At 39.5% G+C, this 25,334-nt stretch carries 15 protein-coding genes; 9 read left to right on the forward strand and 6 right to left on the reverse strand.

The window, feature by feature from the left end:
* Positions 1–72: 72 nt before the first annotated feature.
* The gene (locus FD724_RS22620; protein WP_114082903.1) at positions 73–702 is read right to left on the reverse strand and encodes a Crp/Fnr family transcriptional regulator; all 630 of its coding nucleotides are present in this window, start codon (positions 700–702) and stop codon (positions 73–75) included.
* A 685-nt stretch (positions 703–1,387) separates the two neighbouring features.
* Complete coding sequence (locus FD724_RS22625; protein ID WP_179074176.1) at positions 1,388–2,635, reverse strand: glycosyltransferase; 1,248 nt, start codon at positions 2,633–2,635, stop codon at positions 1,388–1,390.
* Positions 2,636–3,593: 958 nt separating this feature from the next.
* Between FD724_RS22625 and FD724_RS22630 the strand changes: the two genes are divergently transcribed.
* Positions 3,594–5,030, forward strand: coding sequence for a hypothetical protein (locus FD724_RS22630; protein WP_179074177.1), 1,437 nt, complete (start codon positions 3,594–3,596; stop codon positions 5,028–5,030).
* 498 nt (positions 5,031–5,528) lie between these two features.
* On the opposite strand, the gene phoU is transcribed toward FD724_RS22630, so the two are convergent.
* From phoU to FD724_RS22645, 3 genes are read right to left on the reverse strand one after another with little or no spacing between them, the layout of a single operon-like run.
* Positions 5,529–6,197, reverse strand: coding sequence for a phosphate signaling complex protein PhoU (phoU, locus tag FD724_RS22635; protein ID WP_179074178.1), 669 nt, complete (start codon positions 6,195–6,197; stop codon positions 5,529–5,531).
* 28 nt (positions 6,198–6,225) lie between these two features.
* Complete coding sequence (locus FD724_RS22640) at positions 6,226–7,545, reverse strand: cell wall metabolism sensor histidine kinase WalK (protein ID WP_179074179.1); 1,320 nt, start codon at positions 7,543–7,545, stop codon at positions 6,226–6,228.
* 53 nt (positions 7,546–7,598) lie between these two features.
* Positions 7,599–8,351, reverse strand: a complete 753-nt coding sequence (locus FD724_RS22645; protein ID WP_012410556.1) for a winged helix-turn-helix domain-containing protein — start codon at positions 8,349–8,351, stop codon at positions 7,599–7,601.
* A gap of 466 nt (positions 8,352–8,817) precedes the next feature.
* Here FD724_RS22645 and FD724_RS22650 point away from each other — a divergent pair, with 466 nt between their 5' ends.
* The 5 genes from FD724_RS22650 to FD724_RS22670 all read left to right on the forward strand — a co-directional run bounded on the left by FD724_RS22650 (position 8,818) and on the right by FD724_RS22670 (position 21,548).
* Complete coding sequence (locus FD724_RS22650) at positions 8,818–9,801, forward strand: hypothetical protein (RefSeq protein ID WP_179074180.1); 984 nt, start codon at positions 8,818–8,820, stop codon at positions 9,799–9,801.
* 53 nt (positions 9,802–9,854) lie between these two features.
* The gene (locus FD724_RS22655) at positions 9,855–10,934 is read left to right on the forward strand and encodes a hypothetical protein (RefSeq protein WP_179074181.1); all 1,080 of its coding nucleotides are present in this window, start codon (positions 9,855–9,857) and stop codon (positions 10,932–10,934) included.
* A gap of 957 nt (positions 10,935–11,891) precedes the next feature.
* A complete protein-coding gene (locus tag FD724_RS22660) occupies positions 11,892–15,188 on the forward strand; it encodes a PAS domain-containing protein (protein ID WP_179074182.1) in 3,297 nt (1,098 codons plus the stop codon).
* Between the two features lie 976 nt (positions 15,189–16,164).
* Entirely contained in the window at positions 16,165–17,871 is a 1,707-nt protein-coding gene (locus FD724_RS22665) for a fasciclin domain-containing protein (RefSeq protein ID WP_179074183.1), read from the forward strand.
* A gap of 1,607 nt (positions 17,872–19,478) precedes the next feature.
* Complete coding sequence (locus FD724_RS22670) at positions 19,479–21,548, forward strand: pentapeptide repeat-containing protein (protein ID WP_179074184.1); 2,070 nt, start codon at positions 19,479–19,481, stop codon at positions 21,546–21,548.
* A 31-nt stretch (positions 21,549–21,579) separates the two neighbouring features.
* Here FD724_RS22670 and FD724_RS22675 read toward each other — a convergent pair whose 3' ends face one another.
* On the reverse strand, positions 21,580–22,149 hold the full coding sequence (locus FD724_RS22675; RefSeq protein WP_179074185.1) for a Uma2 family endonuclease: 570 nt from the start codon (positions 22,147–22,149) through the stop codon (positions 21,580–21,582).
* A 103-nt stretch (positions 22,150–22,252) separates the two neighbouring features.
* Here FD724_RS22675 and FD724_RS22680 point away from each other — a divergent pair, with 103 nt between their 5' ends.
* From FD724_RS22680 to FD724_RS22690, 3 genes are read left to right on the forward strand one after another with little or no spacing between them, the layout of a single operon-like run.
* On the forward strand, positions 22,253–23,800 hold the full coding sequence (locus FD724_RS22680; RefSeq protein ID WP_179074186.1) for an FAD-binding oxidoreductase: 1,548 nt from the start codon (positions 22,253–22,255) through the stop codon (positions 23,798–23,800).
* 23 nt (positions 23,801–23,823) lie between these two features.
* Positions 23,824–24,528, forward strand: a complete 705-nt coding sequence (locus FD724_RS22685) for an actin-binding WH2 domain-containing protein (protein WP_179074187.1) — start codon at positions 23,824–23,826, stop codon at positions 24,526–24,528.
* Positions 24,529–24,570: 42 nt separating this feature from the next.
* Positions 24,571–25,278, forward strand: coding sequence for an actin-binding WH2 domain-containing protein (locus FD724_RS22690; RefSeq protein ID WP_114082917.1), 708 nt, complete (start codon positions 24,571–24,573; stop codon positions 25,276–25,278).
* The last annotated feature ends 56 nt before the right edge of the window (positions 25,279–25,334 follow it).

The raw sequence follows: 25,334 nt of genomic DNA on the forward strand, positions 1-25,334 counted from the left end.
CTTTCGGGAATTCCACACACAATCACAGACACGATTATACATTACACTCTGTGAATTTTACAAGCAATTCAGCTAACATACTGCTGAACCATAATTTTTAATTAGTTTATTTGGTAAACGCAAAATAATGCGGCGTTTGTGACGTAGAACTGTTCCTTCTTCCTCCAATTGCTGTAAGAGGCGAGTAACTGTTACTCGCGTGGTATTTAATACTTCAGCAATATCTTGATGGGTAACATTTAAATCAATTAGTTTTCCCTTATCTACATCACGTCCAAATTTTTCACTTAACCACACCAAAAATTGCCATAAGCGTAGCGAAATTGGTTTTCGATGCACAATACTTAGTAGATCCTCTGCCTGTTGAATATGGGACAACAAAGCATTAATATCTTGATGCCATAAATGAGGCGGTACAATGCTTACTTCCACGCCTGTGAGACATTCAATTTGGTAGGGCTTGACCCTAGATAAAGGATAGCCAATCAGATCCCCTAATCCCCAATAACCAAGAGTGATGAATGTTCCATCTTCACTCCACGTTAAGGTACGAACTGCACCGTATTCAATACGCCAAAGTACGTCATTTTGAAGTGGAATTACTTCCCTACGGGTAAATATCTGCTGGGGTAATTGTCCGCCGAAAGCAGAGCTATTTGACACGACAGAAGAGTTTGAAGTAGGAGTTGTGGAATATATCATTAACAGTAACTACATAATTATCAGGCAATCTCGATATTTAAAATGATTAAGAAACTCTAATGATTTGTATAAAACAAAATCCACCTGTGTATCTAAATTATGTGTATTTTTACTTGTGAGGGCTAGAGACTAACTCAAAATCTTTTCATTGAAACAACTTCTTGTTTTAGGTATCTATGAGTTAGATAGATACTAATTTTTGTCAGGTGTTTGTCTGTTACTTTAGTTGTGCAAGTTTAAGAATAGGTAAGCTTTTAGTAAAATATTTAGTTAAATTATTTTTATTGAGCAAGTTTTCAACCGAAAAAGGTGGGTTTCGTTCGTTCCCATACGGAGTATGGGAACGAGCGAAACCGCATTAAGCTAAGTCTTTAAGACTTATGTATACACCGTAGGTATGTATTGGGGAGGGAAAAGATTTCTAATTTCCCGTTTTCATAAGCCAATACGCTTGGGTTTAGGCTATGCAGTGGGAAGAATAGTAAGAAAATCCCTCATCAAGTTTCTTAGAACCAGCGTAAATTAGGTCTACTACACTCTTTCAATATACAAGCGTGCAATTTTCACCTTTTGACAAGCCAAAAAGGGATGACCTTAGCTACTAAGTATCCTTTTTTACTATAAAATTACCTTTATCCTGAAATTTTAGTTCGTTCTAAAGGTAAAAATCAAAATCTCGTTGTGATTATTTCACTTCGGTGACACGCCAGCTAAGTTTCAAATTAATCCAGAAATTCCAGATAGTAGCAACTGCGATCGCAATAAAGTTGGCAATATAACGGTTAGGAATAAGAAAATTGAATACCAAATTTAATACCAGTACATTCAATACTAAGCCAGCAAGGCAAATGGCGTTGAACTTCAAAAACCGCTTCAGGCGTTGATGCCATTCTTGCTGTCTGGCGCTGACATCAGCAAATGTCCAAGCGTCATTCCACAAAAAATTATTTAAAATCGCAATTTCACCAGCCATAATTTTGCTGCGTGTTAGAGGCCAAGCCAAGGTAGTGGGATCGCTGAGTAAATAAAGAATTGTCATATCCACAAATACCCCACTCAGTCCTACTAAGCCAAAGCGGATAAATCGGCCAATGGGGAAACCCGTTTGTTGAGTAAGTTTTTGTTTTTTATTACCTCCAGTTAGCCGTAATCTTACTAAATGGTGAATGTAATCTATGTATTGTTTCCATGTAACTTTGCTTTCACCCTCTTTGCGTTCACAAAATACATATCCAACTTCGGCAACTTCATCTACCTTTCCCCGACCGATTACTTCTAAGAGAATTTTGTATCCCACTGGATTGAGTGTTGCATTAGCGATCGCACTTCGGCGCACCATAAAATAACCACTCATAGGGTCAGAAACTCTACCCAGTACTCCCGGTAAAATAACCAAGCCTAATAATTGAGCGCCACGAGACAATAAACGTCTGACAACACTCCAGCTACTAACACCGCCTCCTTCAACATGACGACTAGCTACTGCCAAATCCGCTCCCTGCTCAATACTACGCAACAGTTGCATTAGCACCTCTGGCGGATGCTGCAAATCTCCATCAATTACCCCTAACACATTTCCCGTAGCTGCTTGCCACCCACGAATCACTGCCGAAGATAGCCCCCGCTCTTGTTCTCGTCGCATCACCCGCAACTGAGGGTATTCTGTTGTCAGAGATTGTGCTATTTCCCAAGTTCGGTCTGGGCTATCATCGTCTACCACAATTAGTTCATATTTTCCTGGAATTGATTCATCCAGTAACTGACTCAATATACTGACCACATTCTGGATGTTGTCACGCTCTTTATAAGTAGGAATTACTAGAGATAAATGGATAGATTCAGCAGTTATACCCACATTATTAGGGGGCAACTCTGAAATCTTTAGTGGGCCCGTTGGTACTGCTAACAGCGAGTTGGATGAGTTTGTCTTCATAATTTCACATTTATCTGTAAAGACTAAAGGAAATAGAGTCGAACATCTGCGCGCTTTATTGACTGAACCTGGTTAGCCAAAGTTTTTTGTTACATTTAGATGTTCTGAAAAGTTTGACATCTGCCTCCTGCTTTCTGAACGGAGGTGGGTTTAAAACCCTTGTCTATTATCTCTGCACGTTTTATATATTCAGAAGTCCATAACTTCCTTTATGTGTAAGCTTTAAACCTTCAGTTACCCTTTGAAAAAATGATTTTTTCCATTTACTGATGAAACATAATATTGGCATTATTGCTTCATGACTGTATCCACAGAGTGGCATATTAACTGCATTTGTTCGTTTAATGTCACCATTATCTTGGCTGTTTTCAATAAACTTTGTTATTGATTCTATCCACATGACATACCCTGTACTTAGTCGCAAACATGACTTTAGTTGCTTTTTCAGTATTGAATTTTATCAGAAATGGTTTAAAATTACTATACATCTCACGAATGATTTAGGATTGCTGTATTAATTGCTATATTGTTTTTTGAGTTTTGCGAGCGAGTAATAATTGAAGATGTTCAGTTTTCCTAAATAACTTTATAGTACTCTTGCGTAAGATACATTCAATTGTATAAAATTATTCAATTTCAAAATTGGATTGGAACTTGAACTGTTTAAGACTAGCAAGGTCAACACCTAGCTTCATTTGAATTTTGGATTTAATATCTGTATTAAACTCAGGGTAAGCACATCTCAAATTTTATTGACAAAATAGAATAGGAATTTATGGTTTTGTTGAGTTCTACAGACTAAATAGCGAAGGCTTAAGTTATTAGCAATAAGTGGTACTGAATGGGATTACTTAGGTCTCTATTTAGATTAGGGATTTCTCATTCAAAATATGTGCTTGCCTTGGTATTAAACCATTATATATTGTTAATGAATGATTAATTATTTATATTTATGCTTATGCTAAATGCAAACAATTTATCTAACAGTAAGAAAAACCAAATATTATTAGGTTTAGCCATTATTTTGTCATTAATATTATGTGGAGAATTAGCAATTAGAGCTTATTCTTTTTATCTGGATGCTTTAGGTAATTCTACAGGTAGATATTTACCTGATTTTCCCAACCATTTTGACCAAATAAGAACAGGCATAGAACTCCTCTTTTTAACTATTATATATGTTGTGTGGCTAATAATAAACAAGAATAAGGAAAAAAATATAACCTTTATAAAAATTTTAAAAAATAGTTCATTTTTTCTGTTAATTGCCTTTGCAAGTTATCCAATAACTACTGATATCAATTTGTATATACATTATGGCTTGATGTATTTAAATGGAGTTAACCCTTTTCTGAATCCTGCAAGCACATTTACCTCAGAATTGTCTCCATTTCTTGCTTGGAAACAGACTTCTACTTATGGGCCTATATCTCAACTATTTTTTATGTTTTCTGCTTTTTTCGTTGCAATTACTCCTAGTTTAGGAATTTATGTATTTAAATCAATCTGTCTTTTATTCCATATATTAAATAGTTACTTAATTTGGGGGCATTTAAAAAACTATCCTCATAAAGTTAATGTAACAACTGCATATTTAGTTAGCCCATTACTTTTGTATGAGCAGGTAACAAATGCTCATATAGATGTCTTAATTTCTACCATTTTAATTATTCTAATAATATTTCTTAAAAACTATAATTATCTAGCTGCGATTGTTATAGCGTGGATTGGTTTTCTAATTAAAACATTACCAATTGTTTGGCTGCCTCTAATTTTTGTTTATTTGATTAAGCAACAGCGTTGGAAAATTTTATTTAGTGCCATTTTTATCTCTGTAGCTATAATTTTTGCAACTTCTCTGATAGCTTTACCTTCAGTCGATGCTTGGACAAGCCTTTTCAATCCTGGCGTTAAAGACAGAGTAGGTGGTTCATTATATTCTTTGATTAAGAATTTACTAAGTATAAAAATACTAAACCTTCCTATAACTTTACAAGCAACTGTATTCTCAAGATTTAAACCTATAATCTTTTCTATATTTGTAATTTCTTATTTAATTATTCTGGTAAAACCATATTTGAAAAAAACATATTCTACAACTAGTTTTAGTACAAATATAGGATGGATTACCTTAATATTATTTTTGTTTGCTGCTCCTTGGTATTGCTCTTGGTATTCCTCTGTGCTGCTGGCAGTCGTAGCTTTAAACATAGATTCTAATTCAAAAAGATTCGTGATTACTAGCATCGTCTTCTGTCTTAGCAGTACTGTTTTTTACTATCTATTACGAGGTATCCGACTGTACGATTTTTTAACGGTTTTACCAACCTTAGCAGTAATTATATTTTGGCTTGTACGTGATATCCAAGCTCTAAAAAAACCACTGAAAAACTGAATTAAAAACTATCATTTTTATAATTAGACAGTAAATAGTGTTTCTACCTGCTCATATATATTTATGATTTTTATCGCTAATTTTAATGGTAATAATTAAAATTTAATACCTCTAATTTACCAACTAGAAAAACCCAAAATTTCATCGTTATTTAGTACTTGTTATGCCAAATCTTTGTAGGCTAAAATAGCCCTACACTCGTTACTCATATCTTTATTTACAATCTTTTAATCCTTCTTTTGTAAACATCTAAGAGACTTAGGGATTAGGCATATTTGACAAATTCACGCTTAATATTCTTGCTAATACTGCCTTTTTATTGAGAATTAACGACTAACTAATCAGGGTTAGAAAAACAAAAGCGATCGCTATCGCAAATGTTAAGACAGATCCGGGTAATGGATAGTCTTAAAAAGAGGGGAGCTAAAATCAAGATCCACCCCATTTATTGGGGAGCTAGAGGTAGTGACTTTAGGCTGTTGATTCATGAACCGTCAATTAAGAGCGTTGACCGGTGACAATATATGCTACCCTCTGACCGATATTAGTTGCATGATCTGCCATCCGTTCCAGACAACGAATTGCCAGTGCTAGCAGCACAATTGGCTCGACTACACCAGGTACATCCCGTTGTTGGGCTAAAGTTTGATAAACGCGATCGTAAGCATCGTCTACAGTGTCATCTAGGTGCTTTAAACGGCGACCACCGCCTTCATCGAAATCTCCCAAAGCCTTCAAGCTAGTTGCTAGCATCGCCTGCGCGTGAAGGGACATGGCTTCAATTTCAGATAAACACGTATGAGGCGCATAAGGAAAAATTTTAATCGCAATCTCAGCTAAATCTTCAGCATAATCGCCAATGCGCTCTAAGTCTCGCACCAGTTGCATAAAGGCACTCAAGCAGCGCAAATCTTGAGCCGTAGGCGCTTTCAGCGTCATAATCGCCGTACAGTCTGATTCGATTTGACGATAAAAGCGATCAATCTTTTTATCTAATAGAGGAAGTTGCTCTGCTGCTGTTAAGTTACGAGCAAATAACGCTTGGTGGCTGAGGCGAAATGATTGTTCTACCAAAGCACCCATGCGTAATACCTCCCGTTCTAAGCGCCTAATGGCGCGTGCTAGTTCGGGTCTTTGAGGATTGGAACCATAATGGACAGCTTTCACACTTGTTGTCTTAAAGGTGAAGATATTACTAACTATAGTCTTGGCTTAAGGAGTTTGCCATAACTTCAGGAAATTGAAGTTGCATCCACGCACCACCGGTTTCTGGATGGTTCATAGCTTTGATTGAGCCACCGTGGGCGATCAGAATTTGCTCAACGATCGCTAATCCTAATCCATTACCAACGATCGCCCCGATGGAGTTACTATCTTGTGGGGAATGGGTTCGCGCCTTATCTCCTCGATAAAATCGCTCAAAAACGTGTGGTAAATCTGCCTCAGAAAACCCGACTCCAGAATCAATAAGATTTATTTCTAGAATTGGAGAAGTAGCATCATAATCTTTTGTTGATAAGATTTTCGCTTCAACCCGAATACTTGTAGAAGGAGGGCTGTATTTTATACTGTTGTCTAGCAAGTTGAGAAAAACTTGAAAAATCCGGGCTTGATCTGCTTTAATCCAAAGATTTTCTGGGCCAGAATAAGAAATAGATAGATGTTGGCGCTGTGCTAAGGGTTCTAGTGTTTCCCAAACAGATGTAATTAGCGATCGCAATTCTACAGCTTTGGCTTGCAATTGCATGGTTGGGTTTGCTTCCATTTGGGTCAAGTCTAACCAGCTTTGCACTAGATTAATCAGCCGATCAACTTCCTGCATCAAACGGTTAACCCAGCGATTTAGAGGTGGTTCCAAGCGGATTTGTAAAGTTTCCACCACCAAGCGAATCGAAGTCAAGGGCGTTCTAAGTTCGTGGGCTAAATCAGAAAAAGAGCGATCGCGTACTTGATTTATGTCTAATAGGGGTTGACGATTTTCTAAAAATACTCCTACTTGTCCATTAGGTAAAGGCAAACTAGATGCCCGCAAAGCCAGAGATTTGATTGTTGACATTTCTGCCGCATCATCAAAAGATGGATGAAAAATCCATTCTCCCGTCTGTGGTTTTTGGCGATCGCGAGTTTGCTCAATTAAATGGTCAAGTTCGTAAGACCGTACTAACTCTAGTAGTAAGCGTATTTCTTCTGGTTGCCACCTTTGCAGATACAAAATTTCCTGCGCCTGCCGATTACACCACAGCAGCTGATTTTCCTCATCTACCTGCAAATATCCCACTGGTGCAAAATCTAGCAAGTCTTGGTAAGTTTGCAATGATTGCTGCAAATCTTGCCGTTGCTGTTTCACCATCGCTATTTCCTGCCATAACCCAGGAATCAGCAGCAGTCCCTTCTTGTCAGAATGCGAGGTTAACGGTCGGAATAAGCGCCCCAGGTAGCGGTTAAGTTGAACCTGTTGCCAAATCCAAAACCCAATGCCTACTGCTAAACCCAGAAAAAATCCCAATAAAAGCATTTGAGTTGTTAGTTTGTTGGTGACTACTAAAAACTAACAACTATCTAAACTAATTATCCAAACCTATAGCCAAAACCTCGTACAGTCACAATATATTCCGGATGACTGGGGTCTTGCTCTAATTTTTCGCGCAACCAGCGAATATGAACGTCTACGGTTTTACTATCACCAACGAAATCTGGCCCCCAAACCTGATCTAGTAATTGTTCCCGCGACCATACCCTCCGGGCGTAACTCATAAACAATTCCAGCAAGCGGAACTCTTTAGGTGAAAGGCTCACTTCTTGGCCACGAACCAGCACCCGACATTCTTGAGGATTCAAGGTAACATCTTTGAATTTTAATACTGGTAGTTGTGGTAAATTACTTAGGCGTTGGCGGCGGAGTAAAGCGCGACAACGAGCTACTAACTCACGCATACTAAAAGGTTTGGTCAGGTAGTCATCTGCTCCCACCTCTAACCCCAGAACGCGGTCAGTTTCACTACCCTTAGCACTGAGCATTAAAATCGGTACTGGGTTTCCTTGATGACGCAGCAAACGGCATATATCTAGCCCATTGATTTGCGGCAGCATCAAATCAAGAATGATCAAATCAAAGGGAACTTCCCCTGAGTTGGTTTCAAAACTTTTGAGATACTCTATAGCAGATCGCCCATCGGGTGCAGTTATCACCCCGTAACCTTCTTCTTCCAGGGCTACAGCTAGCATTTCCTGGATTAATTCTTCATCTTCTACTACTAGAATACGGCTGGTTTGTCCAATTTCCGTTCTGGCAGAGTATTTGGTCGATTCAGTGGTATACATTGATATCACAAAAGTCTGGGACTGTGCTTGTATCAATTAGCATGATTAAACTTATTATCTCGCCTTAGTGCTACGGCGCTTGTGCTAGGGTTAATTCTTTTAGATTTTCTTTACAAAAAGTAATATATTCAACATCATTCTCTTAAATCACCATGATTGCCAGCTTTTAATACTTTGTTGGGTGGCGCAATTATATAAAGCATTATCTTGACAAGAAGAGATGAGGTTAGGTATATTTATCTTAGTACAAAAGTACTATTAAATCTCAAAGGGAAAACTATACCTGAAAAATAGAAGGACATAACTGTGGAAAATTCGTACCACCTAAGTGTCCTATATCGATCATTTCAGTATTTCCACTGCGTGAAAAATGTTGATTTAAAGGCTACTCTGATGTCTGCATAGGGTAGTCATTGGTATGGCTTGCTACCCAATAAATCATTTGCCTATTGAAGGGAGTTGGAAGATGACTACAGTTGGAGTCAAGGACAGCAAACAACAACTAATGCAAGCATTTCAACAAATTATTATCCAAAGAAAAAAGCTGGAATCTAAAATAGCAACCAAACAAGAGGAAGCAGACAAGGCAAAAAGTCAAGAAATTCTGCAAGCAGCTTCTGCATATACGGTTGATAGTATTGTCAAAGGTTTAGCTGATTTACAATTAGAGTTTGGCAGTATTCTCAATGCTTTATCTGAAAAACTAGCTCAGGAAAATTCTAAGTTAGATGAATTGAACCGAGCTATAGAAATTGAAACTCAACGCTTACAAGAGCTTCAACAAATCAGAGTTGTAGCGGATACTCTAGACATTTTAAGTCAAGAACATCAAGAAAAATTAAAAACTTTAGAGCAAGATACTATCAGTAAAAGGGAAGCACTAGAAAAAGAAATTACAACTAGGCGGAAAGAATGGCAAAAAGAGCAAGCTGAGTATGAAGAAAAACTCCAAGAATATAACGATTTATTAGTCAAAGAGCGCCAGCAAGAACAAGAAGAATCTCAATATAAGTTAGAAACTACTCGTAAACTAAATACAGATAGCTACGAAGCGGTAAAACGCCAACAACAAAGGGAAATACAAGAAAATTCTCAAAAGAAAGATAAAGATTGGGCACAACGAGAAAAGATATTCGCTGAACGCCAACCACTGTTTGCAGACTATGAACAAAAGGTAACTACATTTCCTAACGAACTGGAAGAAGCCGTTAAGAAAGCTAGAGAAGAAGCAATTAAAGAAACAAGCCAAAAAGCTAAAATTGAGGCTGATTTATTTGAGAGAGAATGGGAATCTAACAAACAGAGTTATGAACAAAAAATTCAATCTCTGGAAGAAACAATTAAGAAACAGTCTGAGCAAATAGAAGGTATCTCTGCTCAATTGCAAACTGCATTAAAACAAGCACAAGACTTAGCTATGAGGGCTTTTGGTAGTTCTAACCCTAAATAGTTACGAGTTTGTAGCATCTTAACCATTTTTAATTCCTGAAGAGGAGGTTTGTTGTGGTGGTGAAAAAGCCAACTGATAAGAATACTAAAGTAGAAATTCTTCAGGCATTTGAAGAGTTAGCTAAAGAAAAAGCAGCACTGAAATCGGAACTTGAAAAAGTTGCCAAAGAAAGCCAGCCTGGAACAAAAGAACAGCCTAAATTAGAACAAAAAACAGCTATGAATCAGCTTTCGAGTGTCCAACAGAAGATGAACAATACAATTGAAAGCTTGGCAAAGATTCAATTAGGTTTTGGCAGTGCTGCTAATGAATTATCGGAACAGCTAACCACAAAAGCCTCTAAGTTGGAAGAAATCAGGCGAAATTTAGAAGAAGAAATCCAACAATTAACACAGCTGCACAATTTAGAAATTTCTGATGATATCTTGGATACTCTCATCCAATCTTATGAAGATAATACGAAAGCTTATCAGGAAGAATATAACCAGCGTTCTGAAGTGTTATTCCAAGAAATACTAGAACAAAGAAATACTTGGGGGAAAGAACAAGAAGAACAGCAACGGGCTATAAAAGAACGGAATGAAAACTTGAAGAAAACTCGACAACGCGATGCATCAGAGTATAAATATAATTTAGAACTCCAACGACAATTGCAAAGTGACGAATACGAACAAGAGCAGAAAGCACTATATAAACAACTAGAAGAATTACTACAAGAGACAGAGAAACAATGGGCTGAACGAGAGAAAGCAATTTCTGAGAGAGAGAAACAATTTGAAGAATTAAAAGCTAAGGTAGAGGCTTTCCCGAAAGATAAAGAAGCAGCTATCAAAAAAGCTATAGAAGAAGGCAAAGGCATCGCCCATTACCAGGCGAAAGTAAAATCAGATTTATATTCTAAGGAAGTGGAAGGGCAAAAGCGTTTCTATGAACAAAGGCTGCAATCTCTAGAACAAACTATTACTAATCAAGAGACGCGGATTCAAAATCTTTCTAAACAACTTGAATCTGCTCTCAAGCAAGTTCAGGATTTGGCAGTTAAAGCTATTGAAGGGACTTCAAATGTTAATTCATATCAGGCTATTAAAGAAATAGCTTTAGAACAGGCAAAAACTCAAGCGAAAAATAAATAATACCGATTATTTTTGACGTTGTACAGAGCAAGGGGCTTAAGCTCCTTGTTTTAAGCTGTTACGCAAATAAGATTGCACATCAACTGGTGAGGTTGTCTTTTGTCCTTTGTCCTTTGTCAATTGTCCTTGGTAAACACTTTTGACTAATGACTAATGACTAATGACTAATGACGGTCTACACGGAAAATATTGCAATATGTAGGCGCGTTAGCTTATCAAGGTTGATTTTGTGCCGCTTCCCATAGAATTGGTATAAGCTGATTTATTTTTATGACAATTGATTTTAGAGACTTAATTTAAATTAAGTCTCTACAACGGACTATAACGCTTTTATTCGGTTTTCTTTGGTTTTTTGATGTCTGGGGGAGGTTGTAATCTCTTCTTCTTTGTTCCGGTAGCCTGTGTTTGCTGAAATGCTTGATTAGAATTTGGCTCTTGACTAGACATAATAGTAAATTTTAAAATCTCCGACAATATTATCTACATCACGGGTATTGTAGATTACAGAAATATATCACAAGGAATTTAAATTTTTAACTAAAAAATTAGTACATAATGTTAATCGTGTAATAATCTTTGCTTTGTTTATACTTAAGGTTGATTCGGCATAATCTTAATACCTTTCCCTGGATAGCTTTCTAAATTTAGACTTATCGGCAACTGCGAAAGCCGACTAAACCTCATCTATGTTGAAACCTAGAGTTTTTTAAAAGATATAAAGATATATTGATGTAGGTTGGGTGGAGTGAAACGCAACCCAACATTACCACCTTATTTATGTTGGGTTACGCGATCGCTGCACCCAAATTACAAAACTGAATTTAGACTTATCGGCAACTGGGAAAGCCGACTAGATAGTAATATTTTGCCTAAAAATGGAAGAAATAAGGCTAAAATTTATTGTAAGTAAAAGTCGTTGAATATTAAATTAACTTTAAATTTATTTAACTTTACAGAATGCCAGACGCGGAAAAGTCCCAAAACCAGCTGGCTAATGAAAAGCTGCTGCATCGGCAAGTTAGTAAAAAAGCAAATTATTCGCTCTTAGCCAGTGGAGAAGAGGGAATGGTGCTTCAGTTGGCAGATGGTACTATCCAGGCTTGTAGTGCAGCTTGCGATCGCATTTTGGGACTAACCACAGCACAACTTGTAGGGCAGAATTTGCTCGATTCCAAGTGGCAATTCCTTCATGAAGATGGCTCTCCTTTACCTAGCGAAACTCACCCAGCGATCGCTGCTCAGAAAACAGGTAAACCTTGCTTGAATGTGGTGTGTGGCTTTTATAAGCCAAATGGTCAGCTAGTCTGGCTATTATTGTCTTCTAAACCTCTGTTCCAAAGTGGAGTAAACACTCCCTTTGCGATCGCCACAACTTTTTCGGATATTACAGAATTTAAGCACGCACAACTTGAGGAAAAATGTAACTGTACTGAAGATATTCAACAAGTTGAAGAAGAAAGTTGGTTGCAGCCAGAAGCTGAGAGTATTGTTCCTCCTGCCTCTCTTGTTGATGCAAATGAATCTCTAGTACTGTGGGATAGTCAACGTTTGTTCCAACAAATTGCTGGTACTCTGCCGGGGATACTTTACATATACGACCTCATTGAGCAGCGAAATTCTTATGTTAATTACGAAATTGCTCAAGGTTGGGGCTACACACCAACAGAAATCCAGGCAATGGGAAAGGATTTATTTATCCAACTTCTACACCCTGAAGATTTGGCTCGACTCCCTACTTATTTTGAAAGATTTAATTCTACCTGTCAGGGCGAAGTCCTCAGTTTTGAGTACCGCATTCGACACGCGAATGGAGAGTGGCGTTGGTTTTGTAGCTATGACACTGTATATAGCAAAACTGTTGAGGGATTCCCGAAATATCTTTTAGGCATTGCTTTCGATATTACAGAGCGACGACATATAGAAATTTCGCTGCGGCAAAGTAACGAAAGGTTTGAGCTAGCAGCTGCGGCAGTTAATTGCCTAATCTATGACTGGGAAATTCACAGAAGTACTGTGGAAAGAACTCAGGGTTTAACGCAGGTTTTTGGCTACACACAACAAGAAGCTGAACCTACCTTCGAGTGGTGGCAACAACTTATTCACCCCGATGACCAACAAAGAGTTAATGACCAGTTCATGGCTAGTATGGCCAATGGCAACCGTTATAGCATTGAGTATCGAATCCGTCACAAAGATGGTCGCTATTTATGGGTGCAAGACCAGGGTTTTGCTGTCCGGGATACAAATGGTCAGTTAATTAGGGTAGTTGGTGCTAGTACTGATATTACCGAACAGCAAGCTGCGCTGCGCGATCGCCAGCAAATTGAAACAAACCTGCGCGAGAGTGAAGAGCGGATTCGGTTAGCCACTACTGCTGCGGAATTGGGTATGTGGTTTTGGAATATTACCACCAACGAGTTAGTTTGGACAGAGAAATGTAAGGAGCTATTTGGACTAGCCCCAGAAGTCGAAATGAGCTATGAGCTTTTCCTCAACTGCATACATCCAGAAGATCGTCAACGCCTCAATGAAGCGATCGCTCGTTGTTTTCAGGAAAAGGTTGAGTATGACATTGAATACCGCAGCCTTTGGCCTGATGGTAGCATTCATTGGATTGCTGCTAAAGGTCGTGTCTTTTACGAAGCCAACGATCAGCCAGTTCGGATGATGGGTACTTCTCAGGATATTACTGGGCGCAAACAGATAGAAAATGATTTGCGCCAGCGTGAAACTCAATTAAGGCGCTTAGTTGATTCCAATATTATTGGCATTATGTTCGCTACACCAGACCATATTACTGAGGCGAACGAGGCCTTTTTAGAAATGGTGGGTTATACGCGAGAGGAACTATTAGCAGGTAAAGTACGCAGAAAACAGATGACTCCACCGGAATATCACGCTCTTGATGAGCAGGGGATAGAGCAACTTTTAACGGTTGGAGTATGTAATCCTTTTGAAAAAGAATATATCCGCAAAGATGGTTCGCGCATTCCTATACTAATTGGTGGTGCTTTGGTAGAGAAAGATCCGCCATCTTGGATCTGTTTTATTCTGGACTTAACCCCAAGGAAGCAATTAGAAAAGACACTTAGACAACAAGCAGAGGAACTCAAACAGGCAAACCGAAACAAAGACGAGTTTCTCGCCATTCTCTCCCACGAATTGCGATCGCCCCTCAACCCAATTTTAGGCTGGTCATCGCTACTCAAAAGCCGCAAATTTGATGAAGCTACTACCAATCGGGCCTTAGAAACCATCGAAAGAAATACTCAATTGCAGATTCAATTAATTGATGAATTGCTGGATGTATCCCGAATTATTCGCGGTAAGTTGAACCTGACTTTTGCCACTGTTAACCTAGCATCTGTAATTGATGCTGCATTAGAAACAGTCCGGTTAATCGCAGAAAGCAAATCCATTCAGATCAAAATACAGCTTGACCCTAATGTTGGTAAAGTGTCAGGCGATTATTATCGCTTACAGCAAGTTGTCGGAAATTTACTCTCGAACGCAGTCAAGTTCACTCCCCCTAACGGTTCTGTGGAAGTCAGCCTATCCTCAAGTAGGGAATTGACTTCCCACTCAGCACTGATTCAAGTTAAAGACACTGGACAAGGGATTTCCCCTGAATTCCTCCCCCACGTATTTGAATATTTTCGTCAAGCCGATAGCAGTACAACCAGAAAAGTTGGCGGGCTGGGATTGGGATTGGCAATAGTTCGCAACCTGGTAGAGTTGCATGGTGGAACTATAACAGCAGCTAGTCCAGGAGAAGGACAGGGAGCAATTTTTACTGTCAGACTGCCTGTGATGAAAGAGATTAGGGGAGATGAGAAAACTGGGGGAGGCACAGAGAAATTTAACTCGTTAGCGATCGCTGGACTGCGGATATTGATTGTTGATGATGATGCTGATACACGGGAGTTTTTGCACTTCTTCCTACAACAGAATGGGGCACTAACAACTGTTGCAGCATCGGTAACTGAGGCGCTCGCTGTCATAGTCAAGACCATACCTGATGTATTAATCAGTGATTTAGGAATGCCAGAGATGGATGGCTACAGCCTGATTAAGCTGCTCAGGGCTATGCCAAAGGAAGAGGGAGGGGAAATTCCGGCGATCGCTCTTACAGCTTATGCGGGAGAAAGCGATCGCGAGCGAGTTCTAGCAGCTGGTTTTCAGAAACATATTGCCAAGCCAGTACAACCAACTGAATTAATAACCTCAATTGCATATTTGGTAGGTCAAAGATAAGTAACACTTGTGACTGGCTCAAAATGCAAAGAGACGTTGCACTTCTCTGAAATTCAAATAGGACTTACGCAAATAAGATTGCACATCAACTGGTGAGGTTGTCCTTTGTCCTTGGTAAACACTTTTGACTAATGACTAATGACGGTCTACACGGAAAATATTGCAATATGTAGGCGCGTTAGCTTAGAAACCTTTATTTTCAGGTAGGGGCAATTCATCAATTACCGCTATGCGTGTAGGTTTGCGTCACTCTTATCAAAAATCCTAGTTTATCCTTGGATTGATTTTAATAAAATTGTCTTTTGCAAAAGAATAATTCCGAGGTCAAAATCTTGGCGCAATCATGCCCCAAATCTTTGATTGTGATCGCTAATTTCCAGTCTAGTATTAGAATTTTTTCTATCAAGGACAACTATCTAAAGAGTGAATGTTTTTGATCGTAATCTAGCCATTAGTTAGTTGTATAATCTCGATTAAAGGCTAATAATACATCATATCGTCAACATACATTGCTACTTCTTAAACCTTGTTAAAGATCGTGATGCATTGAGCTTGACGGTATTAACCCTCGTCGGCAATTATAAAGAAACGGCTATTAAAAGCCAATTTTCTTACTGCTTGACGGCGATTTTAGAACTGAGAAAATCGTCTACTTGCACTAATGATATTTATTCTTGCAGCGTAGGATATTACCACAGAATCACTGATTATCGTTATTAGTGTTATCTGCGGTTCTTTAAAAATCAAATAGGAATATAATACTATTTGTGGTGAATATTTGGATAAATGTGATGAGATGTCAGAGCAGCTACTCATAATGTCCAACATTTTGATTTTCCAGAGTTAACGGTTGTATTTGGGGTTCCCATCCATAATCGATGTAAACCAAGCACTCATCTGGATATTTGTATTAACTTAACCTTGCACCCAGTATTTTCCAATAGTCAATCCAAGAATTTCAAAAGAGGATATTTCTATGTTTAGTTTTTTTCGTTGGCCATCAGCAAGGGTTGCTTTACTAGTTCTGGGAATGACAGCTGCTACAATAACTCCCATCGTAATTTCTACCCCAGCTTCATCTCAAAATACCGTTCCATCTGAGACACCATCCCCTACAACACCATCCCCTGCAACACCATCTCCGACTTCAACAGTTAACTTATCTGATGTTTCCTCAGATTATTGGGCGCGTCCCTTCATTCAAGCCCTAGCTGACAATAATGTGATTGCTGGCTTTCCTGATGGCAGCTTCAGACCAAATCAAGCCGTGACTCGTGCTGAATTTGCCGCCCTGATTCAAAAAGCTTTTCCTAACCAAAACCGAGTTCGGCAATTAAGCGCAGGTGGATTTCGTGATGTTCCTGCTGGCTATTGGGCATCTTCTGTAATTCAGTACGCCTACGAAACTGGATTTTTGGCAGGCTATCCTGGGAACGTGTTTTCGCCAAATCAACAAATACCCAAGGTACAGGCGATCGTTGCTTTAACGAGTGGTTTGGGCCTAACTGCTAGTAACACCGGAGCCAGTACTGACCTCAGCACCTACTACACCGACGCTTCAAGTATCCCGCAGTATGCCATTGCCAGTGTTACTAGTGCAACACAATCTAATATTGTTGTTAATTATCCAGATGTAAAACAACTCAATCCCCAACAACCTTTAACTCGTGCTGAAGTTGCGGCACTCTTATATCAAGCTTTGGCTAAACAGGGACGAGTACAACCCATTGCTAGCAATCTTCCAGCTAGTCAGTATATTGTTGGTGGGACTCAAACTGGTAGCGATATTGTCACTCTTGCTTCATCCAGTAGTTCTCTTACAACTCTGACTTCTTTATTAAAGGCAGCCGGCTTAACAGATGTTCTTCAACAGCCAGGCCCTTATACAGTCTTTGCTCCCACCGATCAAGCATTTGCTGCTTTACCTGCTGCTACCTTACAGCAGTTACAGCAACCAGAAAATAGACAAGCATTGATTAAGATTTTGACATACCATGTGGTTCCTGGTGCAGTCACTTCTAGTCAACTCGCGGCTGGGGAACTGCAAACTGCTGAAGAAAAGCCTGTAAATATTCAAATTGATCGCGCTAGCAATCAAATCTCGGTAAATAATGCCAGAGTTATCCAGGCGGATGTTAAAGCTAGCAATGGTGTTATCCATGCAATTAACCAAGTCCTTGTCCCGCCTGATGTTAACATCAGTCAGTTAAATCAACCACCAACAGGAAATGCAGATGGAACAACACCTAGTGTTAGACCAGGTAGAACTACTCTTGGTGGCCCCAGCTATATCGGGGTTGCTGGTAACATTGGTTTGAGCGGCAACGATACAGCTTTGAGCGATGGTAACTTTGCAGTAATCAGTAAAATTGGTCTGACACGCAATATCTCAGTGCGACCATCGGTGCTATTTGGGGATGATACAGTGTTTTTGGTTCCCTTGACTTTGGATTTTACCCCTCGTGCCTCTGCTGATGTCGGCGACAGAACCTTCTTTATATCTCCTTATATAGGTGCTGGTGTCGCGATCGAAGCTAATCTCGATACTGATTTTGGATTACTGCTAACTGGTGGTGTAGACATTCCTCTCGGTTCTAGATTTACGTTAAATGGCGCTGTCAATGCTGCTTTTATGGATCAAACTGATGTAGGGTTACAATTAGGACTTGGCTACAACTTCTAAGTCAACATAGAATTAGATCCCACTTTTTAAGGGGGACTTTGAGAGGTTTTTGCCCCTCCTTAATTATCGAATTACCCCACCCTAACCCTCCCCTTGTAAAGGGGAGGGAACTAGATTTTCTTGTTTCCCCCCTTTACAAGGGGGGATTAAGGGGGGTAATTCGACTTGTGTATACACAGTAGCTTTTTCAAGAGGTATTAGGGGGATCTAAAAGTGGCTAAATTCACAGCGAAACACTTTTCAAACAACCTCTAATACTTTGAAAACACGCGCTAGTCTTATAAATAAAAAAGAGTGGAAGGAAGCATATCAGTCAGCTTTCAAACTCCCACTCTGCCATTTGCTGCTGAAGTGAACAGGAATGTATACAGACGTTGCCCGTTATTTAGGGGCTAATGCGTATATCAACAACAACGTCCATACATATTTAATATTCCTGTTGCAGCAAAGGCTAAACCTAATTATTGATATTTATCTGCTGATAAAAATACTCTGCAAATAATTTATTAGAGATAGTTTTTTGGAAATCATTTAGTAAATAAATAGTGTTTTACAAAATGAATTTGCTTGTGTGGTAGCCCCTGATAAAAACCCTTGAAGTCGTTTATCTTCGTACAATTTAACTTGGGTAATTAGAATGTGGTTGCCATTTTGGCAGGTTTTTAAATTTTCTAATTGGGGTATTCTTTTGCTTTAACAGAGTTGAAAGATTGAGGCTTGAGGGGTTTTACCCCCTATTTATTAAGCAACAGTATTATGGAATTTGCTAATAGCGTTTAACTGTCATAATGATACAAATATCTTGGTAAGGGTATAGTCAAATTCAGAGGATGTTTGAAAATTATTTTTGTCAGTATCAAAAGTTTTATATCCCTCTAAATCCCCCTTGTCAAGGTAAAATTTGATTTCGTTTCCTGCCTTTTTAAGGGATGTTTTAAAAGTGTTTGGCTGTGCTTTTAAGTACTTCTAGATCCCCCCTAGCCCCCCTTAAAAAGGGGGGAACCGGAATTAAAGTCCCCCTTTTTAAGGGGGATTTAGGGGGATCTGAACTTTTGATACCCATAAGGGGACTTTTAAAACATCCTCTAAGGGATGTTGGAGGGGATCTAAAAGTGTTTAAAGTCACAGCAAAATAGTTTTCAAACAACCACTAAGGTTAAAAGGGCGGTTAGAAAATGGTATGAGGCTTTGTTAACAAGGCTTTGAGATTCATTAAGGAGTCTTTGAACTCTGTTAACGAGGCTTTGAGGTTCATTAAGGAGTCTTTGAACTCCGTTAACGAAGCTTTTATACTCGTGAACGAGGCTTTGAACTCCGTTAACGAAGCTTTTATACTCGTGAACGAGGCTTTGAACTCCGTCAACGAGTCTTTTATACTCGTGAATGAGGCTTTGAACTCCGTCAACGAGTCTTTTATACTCGTGAATGAGGCTTTGAACTCCGTCAACGAGTCTTTTATACTCGTGAATGAGTCTTTGAACTCCGTTAACGAGTCTTTGATACTCGTGAACGAGGCTTTGAACTCCATTCATGAAAAATATCTAACCATTCTTAAATTTACAGGGGTGAGCGTGTAGTAAAATTTGCTCACCTCCGTAAAGTGGAACATGGCTTTAGACTTCTCCGGTCAAAATCTCCGAGGACGCAACTTCAAAGGTAGAAAAGACCTTGTGGGTGCCAACTTTAGCTATGCCGACATCCGAGGGGCAAACTTTACCAATGTCAACTTGAGAAAGGCAAACTTCAGTCATGCTAAAGCTGGACTGCAAGAACCTTGGAAAATAGCTTACCTAGCCCTTATCTCGTTGTTGTTTTTAGTACTGTCAGGATTTTTCTCATATCTAACTGATTATTTTTTGCCATTAACATTTAAAGCCTCCAGCTTAGAAAAGCAGATTGCGAGCTGCACTACTTTAATCTTATTGATTGCCTTCTTTTTAAGTACGATTCTTCAAGGAGTAGGGGCTGGTTTAGAAGCCTTCGCTTTCGCCTTTACCGGAACTGTAGCTGTAGCTGCCTCTGTCAGAGGCGGAACCGTAGCTGCCTTCACTGGAGCCGCAGTTGTAGGTTTAACTGTAGCAGTAGTGATAATCTTAGCGGTAGCCTTCGCTGGAGCCGTAGCAGCTTTTAGCGAAACTGTAGCCGCAACAGGAGCAATAGTCGTAATTGTAGCCTTGGCCTCACCAGTGGCTATATCCTTTGCCAGATTTGGGTCTGGCAAAATCATAGTAGTAATCGTAATTATAATTGCAGCCTTAGCTTTAGCCTTTGCCGTAGCCTTATTTAGCATTTACATAGGTTGGCGAGCAATGAAAGGAGATGAAAAATACGCCTTAATTCGCAATATCGCTCTTACCTTTGCTGCAATAGAAGGTACAAGTTTTTGTGGCGCTAACTTGACTAATGCTGATTTCACTGCTGCGACGCTGAAAAGTACAGATTTCCGAAACACTATACTTATTAATACCTGTTGGCATCAAGCCAAAATGCTTGACCGTGTTCGCTCTGGTTCAACTTACCTTCAAAACTTACAAGTCCGACAACTGCTGGTTACAGGAGAGGGACAGGATAAGAATTTTTATCGTGAAAATCTGCGGGGTATCAACTTACAATCAGCAAATTTAGCAGATGCCAGCTTTATTGGCGCTGACCTCAGTGAAGCAAACTTGCAAGATGCCGATTTGTCAAGAGCAAAGCTGAAGCAAACACAACTAGACGGAACAGATTTAACAGGTGCAACTCTTACCGGCGCGTACATTGAAGATTGGGGGATTACAAATACAACTAAATTGCATGGGGTGAGGTGTGAATATATCTTCATGCGCTTACCCACCAAAGAAGACCCCGACCCTCTCCGCAAACCTGATAATAAACAAGAGGTATTTGCAGACGGGGATTTTGCCAACTTTATCAAGCCAATTTTTGACACCCTCGACCTTTACCATAATCAAGGCGTTGACCCCCGCGCTGTTGCCATAGCTTTCAAAAACCTTGCCGAAAACCATCCCGAAGCCGAGTTAAAAATCGTGGCAATGGAGAAACGCGGCGATGATAAAATCTTGCTCAGAGCCAAAACCGCCGCAGGTAGTGATAAATCTCAACTGAGTGCAGAATATTTTGATGACTATAATCAACTCAAAGCTTTATCGCAGAGTCAGCAATTATTGCTGGTAGAAAAAGATAAGCGCATTATTAGTTTAGAAAATATGGTAGATACTGCTCTCAAGCAGCCCAAATTTTATACACAAGGAGATACAAATATGTCAGATATCAGTGGTATCAATATTCAAGGTAGCAGTAATGTTAGCGGTATCGCGGGCAATAATTCTATTGCTAATCTAGGAACCATTAGCGGTAACGTGAGTATTGCCCTCAATCAGTTACCTGATGCAACCGATGCCGAGAAACCAGGAATTAAAGAATTATTGTCACAGTTGCAAGATGCAATCATCCAATCTACATATTTGTCAGAAGAAGACAAAACCGAAGCGCTAGAGCAGGTGAACAGTTTGGCAGAAGCGGGTAAAAATCCTCAAGAATCCACCAAGCAGAAGACTGCAAAGACAGCTATCACCATGTTGAAAGGGATATTTACAGGCTTACCTGCGATCGCATCGCTGGTTGAAGCTGGTAATAAATTATTGCCTGCCATTTCTAAACTATTCGGTTTGGGATAATTTAACGTGAGGTCTTTTGAATAAAAAATCCCTAAGCCGTTAATACCTGCTGGGCTGTCAGTGCTAACTCAGGGAAAGTCGGAGAAGATATTTGCTGGTTTCCTGTGAATACTGTTTGGTTATAACGTCCCTGATCCAACAAGCAGACTGTCACCTTTGCTTCCAGAGGATCAACAATCCAGTATTCAGGGATAGAGAAGGCTGCATACTCAAGTGGTTTCCTTTGATAATCTCGTTTCACAGACTCAGCGCTAACCACTTCTATTGTCAACAGTGGAGGTAATTCAAGCACCGCCGATTTACCCTGAATAGATTGTCGCTGTTCTTCAGTCATCACAATTAAATCAGGGAGACGGGATTTTTTGACAGAGGTACGAACGCCAGTACCGCTAGGACGAACCTGCCAATCTAACCCTAGTCGTTGGATTTCTAGATAGAAGCGAATCAACAAGAAAGTAACGATCGCTTCATGCAAATCTGAGGCTGGAGGCATTTCTAGCAGTACCCCATCCTCAAGTTCATAGCGCTTTTCAGTGCCATCATCGTAGGTGAGATATTCCTTAAAAGTATACAGACGTTCTACAGGTTTTGTAGTGGACATACTTATGTCTCCAGTTCCTCAAGAGACGGGTGGGAGTGTCACGATCATATCTACTTTCTTCATTCTCAGGTAGTTTTGGAATGTAGAGTTGAGTTTTTCCAAAATGTCTTTAACTGAAGAAATTCTTTCCCAATTACCAGGTGATGTTTTAGGAGGGTTGCGTCAAGGCGATCGCATCCTCACATCTCTGCGCGAAAACTCCGCACCCGCACCACAGTTAGTTAAAGAAAATCAACAACCTTTAGGCGTTGTAGACTTTGATGTGCTGATCTGCGGTGGCACTTTAGGCATTTTAATTGGTTGCGCCTTAGCGGTGAAGGGACTGCGGGTAGCGTTGATGGAACGGGGTATTTTACGGGGGAGAGAACAAGAGTGGAATATCTCTCGGAAAGAATTAGATGTGTTTGTGGAATTAAACTTGCTGACTGAGGATGAATTAGAAACTGCGATCGCAACTAAATATAACCCAGCGCGAGTTAGTTTTGATGGCGGTACAGAAGTTTGGGTAGAAGATGTCTTGAATATTGGCGTAGATCCAGTTTATCTCCTGGCTACATTGAAGACCCGATTTCTCGCTGTGGGTGGGAAGTTGTTAGAAAATACACCCTTTACTGAAGCGATCGTTCATCCAGATGGGGTGATGATAAATAAGCAATTCAAAACTCGGTTATTAATCGACGCAATGGGACATCTTTCACCCATCAGCCAACAAGCACGCCAAGGCAAAAAACCAGACGCGCTGTGCTTAGTTGTCGGAAGTTGTGCCCAAGGTTTTCCGGAAAATAACTCAGGCGACTTGTTGTTATCATTTACGCCTTTGCAAAATCAATGTCAGTACTTCTGGGAAGCTTTCCCAGCCAGGGATGGCAGAACCACTTACTTGTTTACCTACATGGATGCACATCCCCAACGTTTGAGTTTAGAAACTTTGTTTGAAGAATATCTGCGTCTCTTACCAGAATATCAGGGAGTGGAATTGAGCAAGCTAAAATTTCAACGGGCGTTATTTGGCTTCTTTCCTACCTATCGGCAAAGTCCTCTCAAAACTCTTTGGAATCGCATTTTGCCAGCCGGAGACAGCAGTGGTAGTCAGTCTCCCTTGAGTTTTGGTGGTTTTGGGGCAATGGTGCGTCACCTGAAGCGTTTAACTTATGGCATTTCCGAAGCGCTAGAAACAGAACAATTATCTCTAAAAGCTTTAGCACTACTGCAACCCTATCAGCCAAGTCTGACTGTTACCTGGTTGTTTCAAAAAGCGATGAGTGTTGGTATAAATCAGAAAATTGCCCCAGATCAAATTAACCAACTCCTCTCGGCAGTATTTCAAGAAATGCAACAGTTGGGTACACCAGTGTTAAAACCATTTTTACAGGATATAGTGCAGTTTTCAGCACTAACCCAAACACTGTTAAAAACTGGTTTATCTCATCCGGGAATAGTTGCCAAAATCATTCCGCAAGTAGGTTTAGGTAGTTTATTAGATTGGACGTTACATTACGGGAATTTAGGTGTATATACTGCCTTGTTTTGGTTAAGTCCAATGTTAGAAACATGGATTAAGAATCAACCAAATGAACAACAATATTATTGGCATCGTTTGGTTGATGCCTGGAAGTATGGTTCTGGCGGTGATTACTCAGATGAAACTTAGAATTTTAGCTGTGTGAGGATAACATGATTGAACGGAAATCATTAGGAATCAAATACTTTGCAGTCCTGATTGGATTCCTGCGCGATCGCCCAGGTTTTCTGGAGGAAATTCGCCAAGGTACGAGATTACCAACTAAAATCATTTCTCTGCTGGTTTGCAGTTCCTTATTTCTCGCCGCGTATGGCGGAATCATTGGTGCATATCATAGTTGGATGCAAGCTTTATCTTCCGCCATTAAACTCCCAGCGCTTTATTTAATCACACTTTTGATTTGTATCCCGACGTTGTTCTTTGCTAATATAATTTTTGGTTCCAAGCGGACTTTTGCACAGCATTTAGCATTAGTATTGACTGCGGTTTCAGTCACAAGCGTACTTTTATTTAGCTTTGCACCAATCACCCTATTTTTCTTGATTACCACGAATAATTACCAATTTTTAATTCTGTTAAATGTATTCATCTTTGCATTAACTGGATTTATTGGTATTTCGTCTTTATATCAGGCCACGAGTTTAGTTTTAGAACAAGATGATGAAGGTAGTAAGACACGCCAGAAGATTTTACAATTTTGGCTATTTCTTTACGCTTTCGTAGGTAGTCAGTTAGGATGGACTCTCAGACCGTTTTTTGGCACACCTGGTTCTACCTTTGAACTATTCCGCGAAAGAGAAGGTAATTTCTATTTAAGCGTCATTAAATCTCTTAGCTATCTTTTTGGATTCCGTTAATTAGTCATTAGTAATTCCACAAAATATACAAACTATAAAAATATGCTGAAAAAGCAAAATCGCGGAATTCAACAATTTGGTGTTTTGGTTAATTTATTGCGCGATCGCCAGTCATTTTTAGAAGAAATTCGTCAGGGAGTCAGGTTACAAAATAAAATCAGTTCTCTATTCGTAACTAGTTCTATATTCTTTGCTCTTTATGGAGCAATTATCGGTGCATCCCACAGTTGGGCACAGGCATTATCTGGTGCGATTAAACTTCCGGTATTCTATTTAATCACACTGATTATTTGTTTCCCGACTTTGTTCTTTTTTAATGTTTTGTTTGGTTCTCGGAGCAGTGTTTTACAGCATTTCGTTGTATTACTCACATCTGTATCAGTGATTAGCGTACTTTTATTTAGTTTGGCACCAGTTACACTATTTTTTCTCATCACTACACCAGATTCATATCAATTTTTCAAACTATTGAATGTGCTAATTTTTGGTATTACAGGCATCTTTGGTGTGAAATTTTTATATGAAGGGATGCAATTACTTTCTCAACAAGATGAAGTCGGTAAAAAAACCCGCACCACTATTTTAAGATCCTGGTTATTGCTTTATGCCTTTGTTGGTATGCAGTTAGGATGGTTTCTCAGACCCTTTTTTGGTGCGCCTGATTCTAAATTCGAATTATTTCGCGCAGTCAAAGGCAACTTTTATTTGGATATTGTTACGGCGATTTCCGAGATTTTAGGTTTGCGTTAACATAATCGCGGAAATCCCCCTGGCTAAATTCACAGTGAAACACTTTTAAAACAACC

It is taken from the genome of Nostoc sp. C057 (assembly GCF_013393925.1).
Lineage (GTDB): Bacteria > Cyanobacteriota > Cyanobacteriia > Cyanobacteriales > Nostocaceae > Nostoc > Nostoc muscorum_A.